13 protein-coding genes are annotated in these 12,603 nt (G+C 73.2%); 5 read left to right on the top strand and 8 right to left on the bottom strand.

Annotation, left to right across the window (positions count from 1 at the left end):
- Positions 1-176: 176 nt before the first annotated feature.
- The gene (locus tag IR170_RS09410; protein WP_193662199.1) at positions 177-1,079 is read left to right on the top strand and encodes an SCO6745 family protein; all 903 of its coding nucleotides are present in this window, start codon (positions 177-179) and stop codon (positions 1,077-1,079) included.
- Between the two features lie 73 nt (positions 1,080-1,152).
- On the opposite strand, the gene IR170_RS09415 is transcribed toward IR170_RS09410, so the two are convergent.
- Both IR170_RS09415 and IR170_RS09420 read right to left on the bottom strand, forming a co-directional pair.
- Positions 1,153-2,172 (bottom strand): zinc-dependent alcohol dehydrogenase, encoded by a 1,020-nt coding sequence (locus tag IR170_RS09415; RefSeq protein WP_193662200.1) that lies wholly within the window; start codon positions 2,170-2,172, stop codon positions 1,153-1,155.
- On the bottom strand, positions 2,172-2,696 hold the full coding sequence (locus IR170_RS09420; RefSeq protein ID WP_193662201.1) for a DinB family protein: 525 nt from the start codon (positions 2,694-2,696) through the stop codon (positions 2,172-2,174). The genes IR170_RS09415 and IR170_RS09420 overlap by 1 nt, the downstream gene beginning before the upstream one ends.
- A 161-nt stretch (positions 2,697-2,857) precedes the next feature.
- Between IR170_RS09420 and IR170_RS09425 the strand changes: the two genes are divergently transcribed.
- Positions 2,858-3,079: a hypothetical protein gene (locus IR170_RS09425; protein ID WP_193662202.1), complete on the top strand. Its 222-nt coding sequence runs from the start codon at positions 2,858-2,860 to the stop codon at positions 3,077-3,079.
- A gap of 45 nt (positions 3,080-3,124) precedes the next feature.
- On the opposite strand, the gene IR170_RS09430 is transcribed toward IR170_RS09425, so the two are convergent.
- The 3 genes from IR170_RS09430 to IR170_RS09440 all read right to left on the bottom strand — a co-directional run bounded on the left by IR170_RS09430 (position 3,125) and on the right by IR170_RS09440 (position 6,565).
- Positions 3,125-3,853, bottom strand: a complete 729-nt coding sequence (locus IR170_RS09430; RefSeq protein WP_319804994.1) for an aggregation-promoting factor C-terminal-like domain-containing protein — start codon at positions 3,851-3,853, stop codon at positions 3,125-3,127.
- 235 nt (positions 3,854-4,088) lie between these two features.
- Positions 4,089-5,468: a PhoH family protein gene (locus tag IR170_RS09435; RefSeq protein WP_193662203.1), complete on the bottom strand. Its 1,380-nt coding sequence runs from the start codon at positions 5,466-5,468 to the stop codon at positions 4,089-4,091.
- Positions 5,469-5,791: 323 nt separating this feature from the next.
- Positions 5,792-6,565 carry an isoprenyl transferase gene (locus IR170_RS09440; RefSeq protein ID WP_056862192.1) on the bottom strand — a complete coding sequence of 258 codons (774 nt, stop codon included), beginning with the start codon at positions 6,563-6,565 and terminating at the stop codon, positions 5,792-5,794.
- Positions 6,566-6,661: 96 nt separating this feature from the next.
- Here IR170_RS09440 and trhA point away from each other — a divergent pair, with 96 nt between their 5' ends.
- Both trhA and IR170_RS09450 read left to right on the top strand, forming a co-directional pair.
- Positions 6,662-7,396, top strand: a complete 735-nt coding sequence (gene trhA / locus IR170_RS09445) for a PAQR family membrane homeostasis protein TrhA (RefSeq protein ID WP_056904735.1) — start codon at positions 6,662-6,664, stop codon at positions 7,394-7,396.
- Between the two features lie 24 nt (positions 7,397-7,420).
- Entirely contained in the window at positions 7,421-8,011 is a 591-nt protein-coding gene (locus tag IR170_RS09450; protein ID WP_227488986.1) for a sugar O-acetyltransferase, read from the top strand.
- 10 nt (positions 8,012-8,021) lie between these two features.
- On the opposite strand, the gene IR170_RS09455 is transcribed toward IR170_RS09450, so the two are convergent.
- Positions 8,022-9,038 (bottom strand): LacI family DNA-binding transcriptional regulator, encoded by a 1,017-nt coding sequence (locus IR170_RS09455; RefSeq protein ID WP_193662204.1) that lies wholly within the window; start codon positions 9,036-9,038, stop codon positions 8,022-8,024.
- A gap of 47 nt (positions 9,039-9,085) precedes the next feature.
- Between IR170_RS09455 and IR170_RS09460 the strand changes: the two genes are divergently transcribed.
- Entirely contained in the window at positions 9,086-10,492 is a 1,407-nt protein-coding gene (locus IR170_RS09460; protein WP_193662205.1) for a GH1 family beta-glucosidase, read from the top strand.
- On the opposite strand, the gene IR170_RS09465 is transcribed toward IR170_RS09460, so the two are convergent.
- The gene (locus tag IR170_RS09465) at positions 10,482-11,441 is read right to left on the bottom strand and encodes a carbohydrate ABC transporter permease (RefSeq protein WP_193662206.1); all 960 of its coding nucleotides are present in this window, start codon (positions 11,439-11,441) and stop codon (positions 10,482-10,484) included. The two genes, IR170_RS09460 and IR170_RS09465, sit on opposite strands and share 11 nt — an antisense overlap.
- Positions 11,438-12,400 (bottom strand): carbohydrate ABC transporter permease, encoded by a 963-nt coding sequence (locus tag IR170_RS09470; protein WP_082499881.1) that lies wholly within the window; start codon positions 12,398-12,400, stop codon positions 11,438-11,440. The genes IR170_RS09465 and IR170_RS09470 overlap by 4 nt, the downstream gene beginning before the upstream one ends.
- Positions 12,401-12,603: the final 203 nt, after the last annotated feature.

The following is a 12,603-nucleotide window of genomic DNA, read 5'->3' on the forward strand; positions in this document are numbered from 1 at the left end:
GGCCTCGCGGCCGCGTGGTCGGGACGGCAGGACGCACCGCCGGACGGTGCGTCCTCCCGCAGTCTGGTCGGGCCCCCGCGGGGTCACTATCCGGCCTGCGCACCCACCTGACCGATCCGTGCACACCTGGCCCCCAGGCATGGCCGAGCGCCCCCCGCTGTGGTCATCATCACGTCATGGACTACGCCGAGGCCCGAGCCGCCTTCTTCACGCCCCGCGAGGGCACCACCCACGACGTCGGGTGGAGCACCCCCGCCCGCCGCCTGCGCGACACCATCGAGCCGCTGGCCGCGGTCTGCTACTGGAGCGAGCCGGCCTACGACGCCTACGCCGCGCACGGCCTCGACTTCCTGCTCGGCTACGTGTGGGGCCGCTCCAGCAGCCTCGGCGAGCCGGAGGCCATGGTCGCGGTGTCGTCCTTCGGGGTCTTCGAGCCCGGACTGGTGAGCGGGCTCTACGACGCCGGGCGCGCCGCGCTGCCGCTGGCGCAGATGCGCGCCGCCCGCGCCGCAGGGTCCTCGGCGGCCCTGGCCGCCGTGCTGGGCGAGGACCCCGACGGTCTCGACGAGGTCCTGGCGCTGCTGGAGCGGGCGGTCGCGGCCGCGCCGCTGCCGGGGCGGCCGATGTTCGCCGGGCTGCTCGGGGCCGGCTGGCCCGAGGACCGCCTGGCCCGGCTGTGGCACGGCTGCAACCTGCTGCGCGAGCACCGCGGCGACGGGCACCTGGCGGCGCTCGCCGGCGCCGGCCTCGACGGCGTGGAGGCCAACGTGCTGACCGAGCTGTGGGTGGGCTGGGAGCCGCTGGCCTACACCGCGAGCCGCGGGTGGTCACCGGAGGAGATGGAGGCGGCGACCGCCTCGCTCACCGACCGCGGCCTGGTGGCCGACGGACGCCTGACCGAGGCCGGCCGCGCGCTGCGCGAGGAGGTCGAGGAGGCCACCGACCGTGGCGAGCAGCGGGTCGTCGAGGCGCTGGGCGACGACCTCGACGGTCTCCTGGAGCGGCTCTCGGGGTGGTCGCAGGCCGTGGTCGACCGCGGCTGGTTCCCGCCCGACCCCTACAAGCGCGCCGCGGGCTGAGCGCGCCCCACGGCCGCGCCGCCCCGAGGGTCACGGGGCGGCGCGGCCGTGGCGCTGGCGACAGCAGTGCGGGTCAGGGCGTGACGACGACCTTGATCGCACCGTCGCTCTTCGAGGCCGCGGTCGCGAAGGCCTCCTCGATCTGGTCCAGGCCGAAGCGGTGCGTCACCACGGGGTCGAGGTCGATGCGCCCGGAGCGCACCAGCTCGAGGCTGCGCTCGTACTGCCCGCGCCCACCGTTGCCGCCCACGCCGTAGACCGTGAGGGTCTTGGCCATGATCGGGATGACCGGCAGCGGGGGAAGGTCGTTGGCCCAGCCGATGTGCGCCACCTTGCCCTCCTTGCGCACCGCGTCGAGCACCATCGCCGACGACGCCGGGAAGCCGCTGGTCTCGATGACGATGTCGGCGCCCACCCCGTCGGTGAGGTCGAGGATCGCCTGGGTCGCGTCGGTCCGGGTGACGTCGATGCAGTCGCTCGCGCCGTAGGCCCGCGACACCGCGAAGGGCGCCTCCCGGGCGTCGGTGACGATCAGCCGGCCGGCGCCCGAGAGCGCGCAGAGGCGGGTCAGCGCGAGCCCGATCGGGCCCTGCCCGAGCACGACCACGCTCTCGCCCAGCACGATCCGCAGCCGGTCGACGGTGTTGAGACCCACGGCCAGCGGCTCCAGCAGCGCGGCCTGCCAGGCCTCGACGCCGTCGGGACGCGGGATGAGGTTCACCACGGGCACGGCGATCCGCTCGGTGAGGCAGCCGTCGGACCACAGGCCGATGAGCTTCTTCTTCTTGCAGTCGAAGGGCTTGTCGGTGTGGCACTCGGGGCAGTCGCCGCACGGCAGCGACGGCTTCACCGCGACGGCCCGACCCACCCACGACTCGTCGACGCCCTCGCCCACGCTGAGCACCCGGCCGGAGAAGTCGTGGCCCGGGACCCGGGGGAAGGGGGTGTCGATGCGCCCGTCGTACTGGTGGACGTCGGTGCCGCACAGCGACGCCGCCTCGACCGTGAGCACGACCCACCCGGGGCGGGCCTCGGGCTCGGGGCGCTCCTGCAGCTCGACGGACTCCAGGCCCGTCAGCACCGCGGCGCGCATCAGACGCCCTCGGGCGCGAAGCCGCGGTCGCGCATGATCTCGAAGGCCTGCTCGGTGTGGCCGGAGGCGTGGCCCACGATGAGCGGCGTCCACTCCTCGACCGTCATCGTGCCGAGGTCGGGGATCGTGACGGTGCGTGCGAGCAGCTCGGCCGGCACCACCGCACCAGCGGTGGCCAGGGTGCGCCGGGTGCGTGCCAGCTGCCCACGGGCGAGGTCGATGGTGGGCGGCGGGTAGCCCGTGAGGTCGTGACCGACCTCCTCGCGGAAGAAGAAGTCGAGCTCGGGGTCGGCCTCGAGGCGTCGCATGTCGCCGAGCCACAGGATCGCGCACATGTTGATGTGCGAGACGACCTGGGCCACCGTCCAGCCACCGTCGCGGTGGGCGCGGTGCAGGTCGCCGTCGGTGAGCGCGGCCAGGGCGGCGTCGAGCCGGCCCAGGTCGCGGTCGGCGTCGGCGAGGGCCTGCGCAATGGCCGCAGGGGGGCCGGTGGTGGTGGCGTCGGTGGTGTCAGCGTCGACCACGGTGTGTCCTCTCGGGCAGGGCCAGGTCGGCGACCCGGCGCTGCTGCGATCCTCCGACCGCCCGCACGGCGTCCACAAGGCCGCTGAGCGCAACGCCGCACCACCTCGTCGCAGCCGTGCGCGGCTGCGGCGCGGCGCTGCGGGTCGGTTACATTGCGGGCGTGGAGACCGAGACGCAGCCCCGCCCCCGCTACCGCGCGTCGCTCGGCCTGGGCCACCTCGTGCTGGGCGTGGTCGCCCTCGTGCTCGGCGCGCTGCTCGTCGACGCCGTCGAGGGCGACCCGGTCTTCACCGCGGCCGGGTGGGTGCTCGGGGTCCTCGGCGCCCACAGCGTGCTGACCGCGGCAGTCGCCCGAGGCGTGCAGCTCTTCCACGACGCGTGAGCGCGCCGCGGTCCCGACGTCGACCGGTGACGGTCGACGCGCCGGTCAGTACCAGCCGACGCTCTCACTGTGGGCCCAGGCGCCGCAGGGGCTGCCGTAGCGGTCCTGGATGTAGCCCAGCCCCCACCGGATCTGCGTGGCGGGGTTGGTGGCCCAGTCGGCGCCGGCGGAGGCCATCTTCTCGCCGGGCAGCGCCTGCGGGATGCCGTAGGCCGAGGACGTCGGGTTGTCGGCGTTGACGGTCCAGTTCGACTCGCGCGTCCACAGCGAGTCGAGGCAGCCGAACTGGTCGGAGGAGAAGCCGAACTCGCCCATCAGCGACTGCGCGATCGAGCGCGGGTCGAGGTCGGCGATGTCCTCGGTGCGGGTCAGCGCCGGGCCCTCGTCGGCCGAGAGCGCAGCGACCTTGGCCGGGTCGCTGGCGACGCGGCGGTCGGCGGAGCGCGACACGGCGGGCTGGCGCTCCTCGAGCACGGCGCTGCCGGTGACCAGCTCGACGCCGGTGGTCGCGTCGTCGGGGTCGACCGCCGCCGCGACCGGCGAGGCGGCGTCGGCGCTCACGGAGTCGGCGGCGCTCACGGCCGGGTCGGACCCGACCACGCCGCCGGCGACGCTCACGCCGGTGGCCGCGACGGCCAGCGAGGAGAGGACCACGGTGCTGCGCAGGGCCTGGCGGGGCACCTGGGTCACGCGCGAGGGCGCGGGAGCCGAGCGGTGCTTCGGGACGTACTTCACGTGCTTCGACAAGGCGATGGACTCACGGGTAGACGACACGGGCCGATGCTCTGGTCACGCGATCGGGCGGTCTGCCCCGGTGGATCACGAGTGACGAACGCCGTCCACCTTGCATGACCATCCAGGGGCACGCAAACCGAACCGCCACACCGGTGGACAAAGATGGTGCGGGTCTCGTCACACCCGTCACAGCAGTGCCGTGCCGCCCCACCGGCCCCGCCCGGGGGTGGGCGGGGCCGGTGGGAGGCCGAGGGCCGGAGCTGCAGGGTCCGGGCTAGAGCGCGACGTTCTCCAGCATCTCGGTGACCAGTGCGGCGATGGGCGAGCGCTCGGAGCGCGTCAGCGTGACGTGGGCGAAGAGCGGGTGGCCCTTGAGCTTCTCGATCACCGCCACGACCCCGTCGTGGCGCCCGACCCGCAGGTTGTCGCGCTGCGCGACGTCGTGGGTGAGGACGACCTTGGAGTTGGCCCCGATGCGGGAGAGCACCGTGAGCAGCACGTTGCGCTCGAGCGACTGCGCCTCGTCGACGATGACGAAGGCGTCGTGCAGCGAGCGGCCGCGGATGTGGGTCAGCGGGAGCACCTCGAGCATGCCGCGGTCGAGGATCTCGTCGATGACGTCGCGCGAGGTCATCGCGCCGAGGGTGTCGAAGACCGCCTGGCCCCAGGGCGACATCTTCTCCGACTCCGACCCGGGCAGGTAGCCGAGCTCCTGGCCCCCCACGGCGAAGAGCGGGCGGAAGACCACGACCTTCTTGTGCTGGCCGCGCTCGAGCACCGCCTCGAGCCCCGCGCACAGCGCCATGGCCGACTTGCCGGTGCCGGCGCGGCCGCCGAGCGACACGATGCCCACCTCGGGGTCGAGGAGCATCTCCAGCGCGATCCGCTGCTCCGCGGACCGGCCGTGGACGCCGAACGCCTCCCGGTCGCCGCGCACGAGGTGGACCTGCTTGTCGGGTCCGACGCGGCCGAGCGCGGAGCCGCGGTCGGAGAGCAGCACGAGACCCTGGTGGCACGGCAGGTCGCGGGCGGCGTCGAGGTCGACGACACCGTCGTCGTAGAGCTCGTCGAGGTCGCCGGCCGCGACCTCCAGCTCGGCCATGCCGGAGTAGCCGGTGTCGGAGTCGCTGATCGCCTCCGCGCGGTACTCCTGCGCGTCGAGCCCGACCGCCGAGGCCTTGATCCGCAGCGGCAGGTCCTTGGAGACCAGGGTGACCGCGAGGCCCTCGGTGGCGAGGTTGTGGGCGACGGCGAGGATGCGGGTGTCGTTGTCGCCGAGGCGGAAGCCCGAGGGCAGCGAGCTGGCGTCGGTGTGGTTGAGCTCGACGCGCAGGGTGCCGCCCTCCTCCCCCACCGGCACCGGCTCGTCGAGGCGGCCGTGGAGGATGCGCAGCTCGTCGAGCGTGCGCAGGGCGGTGCGGGCGAAGTAGCCCAGCTCGGGGTGGTGACGCTTGCCCTCGAGCTCGGTGATGACCACGACGGGGAGCACCACCTCGTGCTCGGCGAAGCGCTTGAGGGCGCCGGGGTCGGCCAGCAGGACGCTGGTGTCGAGCACGTAGGTGCGCACCGCCGGCGCCGCGGCGCGGGCGGGGGCCTTGCGGCGGGTGCGGGTGGATCCGGGGGACTGCTGCGACTGCTGGGCCTGAGACGGCACGGGACACCCCTCACGGACCGCCGCGCGCACTCCTCGCCGCGGTCCTACTTCACACGGATGGACCGGGAAGGAACCCGCAGGCGGGAGTGCCCGCCTCCGTCCGCGCACGGCGAGGAGCCGTGCGTGGTGCAGTCGTGGGTGAGCACGATCGGGCCTCCTGGTACGGCGGGCTTCCCCACCCGCCGATGCTTGCGAAAGTAGCCCCCCGCCGACCGGTTTCGAGGCAACACGCCGTGACGCGCTCGTGAACGTCACCGGGCTGGGACAGGCTTCCGCGCAGGCGCCCCGACGTCGCCGCCGGGCGGGCGTCGGGCAGGTCGGGCTCAGGAGCCGTGGCGGCGGTCGCGCAGGGCGTAGGCGCGGATCGCGCGCAGGAAGTCGACGCGGCGGAAGTCGGGCCAGTAGGCCTCGCAGAAGTAGAACTCCGACTTCGCGCTCTGCCACAGCAGGAAGCCGCCGAGCCGCTGCTCGCCGCTCGTGCGGATGACGAGGTCGGGGTCGGGCTGGCCCTTGGTGTAGAGGTGGGCGGAGATGTGGTCGACCTCCAGCTGGGCCGCGAGCTCCTCCAGCGAGGTCCCGCGCTCGGCGTGCTCGAGCAGCAGCGAGCGCACGGCGTCGGCGATCTCGCGCCGTCCGCCGTAGCCCACGGCGACGTTGACCAGCATGCCGTCGACCTCGCGCGTGGCCTCCTGCGCCGCCTTGAGCCGCTCCGCGGTGGCCGCCGGCAGCAGGTCGAGCGCCCCCACCGGGTGCAGCCGCCAGCGCTGCTGGTCGGCCAGGGAGGCCACGGCCTCCTCGATGATCTCCAGCAGCGGCTCGAGCTCGTCGGGCGGCCGGTTGAGGTTGTCGGTGGAGAGCAGCCACAGGGTGACGACGCCGATGCCGACCTCGTCGCACCAGCCGAGCAGCGGCTCGATGTTGGCGGCCCCGGCGCGGTGGCCGTGGGCGGTGTCGCGGCCCACGGCGCGGGCCCAGCGACGGTTGCCGTCGAGCATCACCCCGACGTGCTGGGGCAGGTTGGCGGGCATGCGCCGCAGCACCCGCGCCTCGTAGGCCGGGTAGAGCACGCTCCTGAGCCCGCGCTTCCAGTCCGCCACCGGACAAGGTTAGCGCCGTCGGGGCGGTGGTCACCGCCTCGCCGACCGGGCGTCCTGGCTTCGGCGGGTCGACGTGCCGGCCGGTAGTGTCGGGCCATGGACCAGCACATCCCCCAGGCGGTGCGCTCGAGGGTCGACTCGGTGCAGGAGACCATCAGCGAGACCCTCGCCGACATCAAGCCGAAGCTGCGCGGCTGGCTGCACCTCGGCACGGCCCCGCTGACCCTGGCCGCGGGCATCGTGCTGGTCGTGCTGTCGCCGACGGAGACCACGAAGATCGGCTCGGCCGTCTTCACCGGCTCCGCGCTGCTGCTGTTCACCGTCTCGGCGATCTACCACACCGGCACCTGGTCGCCCGCCGTCTGGGGCTTCCTGCGCCGCTTCGACCACTCCAACATCTTCATCCTCATCGCGGGCTCCTACACCCCGCTGACGCTGATCCTGCTCGACGGCTCGCAACAGGTCGTGCTGCTGACGACCATCTGGTCCACCGCCCTGCTCGGCGTCGGCTTCCGGGTGCTGTGGACCGACGCGCCGCGCTGGCTCTACACCCCGATCTACATCGCGATGGGCTGGGCCGCGGTGTTCTTCATCCCCGGGTTCATCGAGGGCGCCACCGAGCAGCTCGGCACGTCGATGGCCATCGGCGTGCTGGTGCTCGTGGCCGCCGGCGGGGTGCTCTACACCCTCGGCGGCGCGGTCTACGGCTTCAAGCGGCCCAACCCCTCGCCGCGCTGGTTCGGCTTCCACGAGGTCTTCCACACCTTCACGATCCTGGCCTTCGCCAGCCACTACGTCGCGGTCTCGATGGCCACCTACTCGCTGCGCTGAGCGACGGCGTGGAAGCATCGGCGCATGCCTGACGCCCTGCCCGACCCGTCCTTCCCCGACAACCGCTCGATGCGCGAGCGGATGCTCGCCGGCGACCCCTACATCGCCGACGACCCCGACCTGGAGCGCGAGAGCCTCGCCGCGCGCGACCTCGCCCACCGCATCAACCACCTGCCGCCCTCGGAGGCGCTAGAGCGTCGCGCCCTGCTGGTCGAGCTCCTCGGCGCGATCGGCGCGGAGACCGAGATCCGCCCGCCGCTGCACGTCGACTACGGCTACCGCACCCGCATCGGCGCCCGCACCTTCGTCAACTTCGGCCTCGTCTGCCTCGACGTCGCCGAGGTCGTCATCGGCGACGACGTGCAGATCGGACCGAACGTCCAGCTGCTCACCCCCACCCACCCCGTCGAGCCCGAGCCGCGGCGCGCCAAGTGGGAGGGGGCGCGACCCATCACCATCGGCGACAACGTCTGGCTCGGCGGCGGCACGATCGTGTGCCCCGGCGTCACCATCGGCGCCAACACGGTGGTCGGCGCCGGCTCCGTGGTCACCCGCGACCTGCCCGCCGACGTCGTGGCCGTGGGCAACCCGGCCAAGGTCATCCGCCGACTCTGAGGGCCGGCCCTCACACCGCGGCGGTGGTGGCGCGCACGACCAGCTCGGTGGCCAGCTCGACGTGCTCGGGCGCGACCTCGGCCGGGCCGTCGGCACCGCCCAGGGAGCGCAGGATCTGCTGGGCGGCGATGCGGCCCTGCTCGTGCACGGGCTGGCGCACCGTGGTGAGGTCGAAGAACCGCGCCATCTCGTGGTCGTCGACGCCGACCACCGAGACGTCCTCGGGCACGCGCAGCCCGGCCTCGCGCAGCGCGCTCATCAGCCCGATCGCCATCTCGTCGGAAGCGCAGAAGACCGCGGTGGGGCGCTGGTCCATGGCCGCGACGGCGCGACCGCAGTCGACCCCGCCGTCGAGGGTGAAGCGACCGTCGAGCTCGAGCGCGGCGTCGAGCGGGAGCCCGGCGTCGTGCAGCGAGGAGCGGTAGCCCTCCAGCCGCGCGGTCGGCGTGGTGAAGTCGAGGCCGTCCTCGCCCAGACCCCCGACGAAGGCGATCCGGCGGTGACCCAGGTCGAGCAGGTGACGCATCGCGGTGCGCGACGCCTCGACGTCGTCGATCCTCACGCTCGACCACTCCTCGACCCGTGCGCCCAGGGTCACGACGGGGCTGCCCTGCCGCTGCATCGCCGCGATCTCCTCGGCGGTCGGCCCCAGCCCGACCACCAGCACGGCGTCGACGCGCTTGGTCAGCACCTGGGTCCGCAGCACCCGGTGCCGGGCCGCGGAGTCGCCGGCGAGGTTGTAGAGCAGCAGGTCATAGCCCTGCTCGCGCAGCACCTGCTCGGCGCCGTGCACGACCGCGGCGAAGTACCACCGGGTCACGAACGGCACGACGATCGCCACCGAGCGGGTCTGGCCCCCGCTGGCCAGCCCGACCGCGTGCGGGGAGGGCACGTAGCCCAGCCGCACCGCGGCCTCGAGGACCCGCTCGCGGGTGGACTCCGAGACCCGCGGCAGCCCCCGCAGCGCGCGCGAGACCGTGGCGGTCGAGACACCGACCTCGCGGGCGAGGTCGTGGATGCCGGTCACCGGCGCCGTCCTGCCGGTCGGGGGGCCGCGGGCCGTACGGTGTGGCCATGAGCACAGTGGACCCGCGCCCGGCAGACACCGCAGCCCGCCTCCCGCACCGCCTGCCCGACGGGTCGGTGCTCGAGCTGGGCACCGCCACGGCGGCCTACCAGATCGAGGGCGCCGTCGACGTCGACGGCCGCGGCCCGTCGGTGTGGGACACCTTCACCGCGCGCCCCGGCACGATCAAGGACGCCAGCAGCGGCGCCACCGCGTGCGACTCCTACCACCGCCACCTCGAGGACGCCGACCTCGTGGCCGGCCTGGGGGTGCGGTGGTACCGCTTCTCGATCGCCTGGCCCCGCATCCAGCCCGAGGGCCGCGGCCGCGTGGAGACCCGCGGGCTCGACCACTACGACCGCGTCGTCGACGCGCTGCTGGAGCGCGGGATCGTGCCGACCGCGACGCTCTACCACTGGGACCTGCCGCAGGCCCTGGAGGACGAGGGCGGCTGGCTGGTGCGCAGCACGGCCGAGGCCTTCGCCGACTACGCCGAGGTCGTCGCCGACCGGCTGGCCGACCGGGTCGGGGTCTGGGCCACCCACAACGAGCCGTGGTGCACCGCCTACCTCGGCCACGCCGCGGGCGTCTTCGCCCCGGGTCGCCGCGAGGGCGCCGGCGCGCACCGCGCCGTGCACCACCTCAACCTCAGCCACGCCCTGGCCGCCGAGCGCATCCGCGCCGCGCACGCCGTCGACGTCGGCACGGTGCTCAACCTCGCCCCGGTGTGGCCGGAGCGGCCCGAGGCCGAGCCGCTCGCCGAGCGCATCGACGCGCTGCGCAACCGGGTGTGGCTGGACCCCCTCGTCGACGGGGAGTACGGCGAGAGCGTGCTCGCCGTGGCGCCGGAGCTCGCCGACGCCGAGCTCGTCCGGCCCGGCGACCTGGAGCTCGTGCAGGGCTCGGCCGACTGGCTCGGGGTCAACTACTACACCCCGACCCGCCCCGACCTGGTCGTGCCCGGCCGACCGCCGCACCCCGAGGGCGCGGCGTACCCGGGGGTGGGCGACTTCGACCTGGTCGTGCGCGAGCCGCGCACCGACATCGGCTGGGAGGTCGTGGCCGACGGGCTGGAGGAGCTGCTCGTCGAGACCCACCGCCGCACCGGGCTGCCGATCCTCGTCACCGAGAACGGCGCCGCCTGCGCCGACGCCGAGCGGGTCGACGGGGTGGTGCAGGACGACGACCGCATCGACTACCTGCGCGGCCACCTCGCCGCCACCCACCGCGCCCGCGCGGCCGGCGCCGACGTGCGGGCCTACGTCGTGTGGACGCTGCTCGACAACTTCGAGTGGGCCGAGGGCTACACCAAGACCTTCGGCCTGGTCCACATCGACCCGGCGGACCAGACCCGCACCCCGAAGGCCTCCTACCGGTGGCTGGCTCAGGTCGCGCGGGGTGAGGTCACCCCTTGACACTGCCGGCCAGCAGCCCGCGCACGAAGTAGCGCTGCAGCGACAGGAACACCACGAGCGGCACGATCAGCGACACGAACGCCCCGGCCGAGAGCAGGTGCCAGTCCTCGCCGCGCTGACCGGCCAGGGCGGCCAGGCGCACGGTGAGCGGTGAGATGTCGAGGTTGCCGCCGCCGAAGACGAGGGCCACGAGCAGGTCGTTCCAGACCCACAGGAACTGGAAGATGCCGAAGGCGGCGATGGCCGGGGCCATCAGGGGCAGCATGATGCGGGTGAAGATCTGCACGTGCCCGGCGCCGTCGACGCGTGCCGACTCGATGAGCTCGCCGGGGATCTCGCGCATGAAGTTGTGCAGCAGGAAGATCGCCAGCGGGAGCGCGAAGATCGCGTGGGAGAGCCAGATCGTGTAGAAGCCGCCGCCGGGGGCGTCGCGGCCGGCCAGCGGCATCAGGTTGAACGGCGGCTCGACGTAGAGCGAGAGCAGCGGGATCAGCGTGACCTGGATCGGCACGATCTGGAGGGCGAAGATCGCCACGAAGAGCGCGTCGCGGCCCTTGAAGTCCATCCAGGCGAACGCGTAGGCGGCCAGGGTCGCCAGGCTGATCGGGATGAGCACGGCCGGGATGGTGATCACCGCGGAGTTGACCAGGTAGGTCGCCAGGTCGGTGTCGGCGCCGTTGATGACCTGCTTGTAGTTGTCGAGGGTGACGTCGGGGTCGGTGAAGAAGTTCCACCAGCCGCTGCCCTTGACCTCGCCCTCGGGGCGCAGCGAGGAGATGAAGAGCCCGAAGGTCGGCACGGTCCACAGCGCGGCGATGACGACCGCCGCGAGCGAGGCCCATCGGTTGGTGAGCTGCTGCTTGGCCGCGGTGGACGCCGGGACCACGGGCTGGTCGCTCCCGGTCTCGGGGGTGCCGGGCGTGCCGACGAGGGGCGTGGCGGTGGTCATCGGGCCTCCAGCTTGCGCATCTGAACGATGTTGTAGATGACGATGGGCGTCACGAGGATGAAGATGACGACGGCCAGCGCGGTCGCCAGCCCTTCGTTGCCCGCGACGAAGTACTGGCGGTAGAACTCGTAGGCCAGCACGCTGGAGTCGAAGTTGCCGCCCGTGCTGGTGCGCACGATGTCGAAGACCTTCAGCGTGGCGATGCTGATGGTGGTCAGCACGACGATCAGCGAGGGCCGGATGCTCGGCACGGTGATGTGGCGGAAGAGCTTGAGGCCGTTGACGCCGTCGAGCCGCGCGGCCTCGACGATGTCCTCCGGGATGGCCTTGATCGAGGCCGAGAGGATCGTCATGGCGAAGCCGGCCTGGACCCAGACCATGATCACGATGAGGAACAGCGTGTTCCACGGGCCCGTCAGCAGCACCTGGTAGGTGTCGAAGCCCAGGCTCTTGAGCACCTGGTTGAGCAGGCCGATCTGGTCGGCGGAGGTCTGGCGGTAGTCGTAGACGAACTTCCAGATGATCGAGGCCCCCACCAGCGAGATCGCCATCGGCAGGAAGATCAGCGCCTTGGCGACCTTCTCGAAGCGGGACTTGTCGATGATGACGGCGTAGACCAGGCCGATGCCGGTGGCCAGCAGCGGGGTCAGCACCACCCACAGGGCGGTGTTGCGCAGCACGGTCAGCTGCTCCTTGTCGGTGACGACCGTGACGTAGTTCTCCAGCCCGACGAACTCCTCGCCGTTGGGGCCGTGGAAGGACTGCCAGACGGTCAGCACCGCGGGGTAGAGCAGGCCGACGGCGACGAGGAGCAGGGAGGGGCCGAGGAAGGCCGCCGCCTGCACGCGCTCGCCGCGCCGTGAGCGCAGCCGCTGGGTGGCCAGGAGGATCAGGGCCATCACGCCGAAGAACAGCACGACGGCGATCAGCATGTGGAGGAGCTTGTCGGAGGTGGTCACGTCTCACCGTTCCTGTCGGTGACCGCGTCGGGGCCCCGAGGGCTCGTCCGCCTGGTCACGCCGTACCTGGGGCTCGACGCTGTGCGCCGGCCGGCTCTGGGCGCCCCGGGAGCCGGGGCGGGGTCGACGGGGGGGGGGGGGGGGGGGCCCCCGCCCCCCCCCCCGGGGGGCCCCCCCCCCTGGGGGGCGCCGCCCAGCCCGGT

Source organism: Nocardioides kribbensis, from assembly GCF_015070375.1.
Classification (GTDB): Bacteria; Actinomycetota; Actinomycetes; order Propionibacteriales; family Nocardioidaceae; genus Nocardioides; species Nocardioides kribbensis.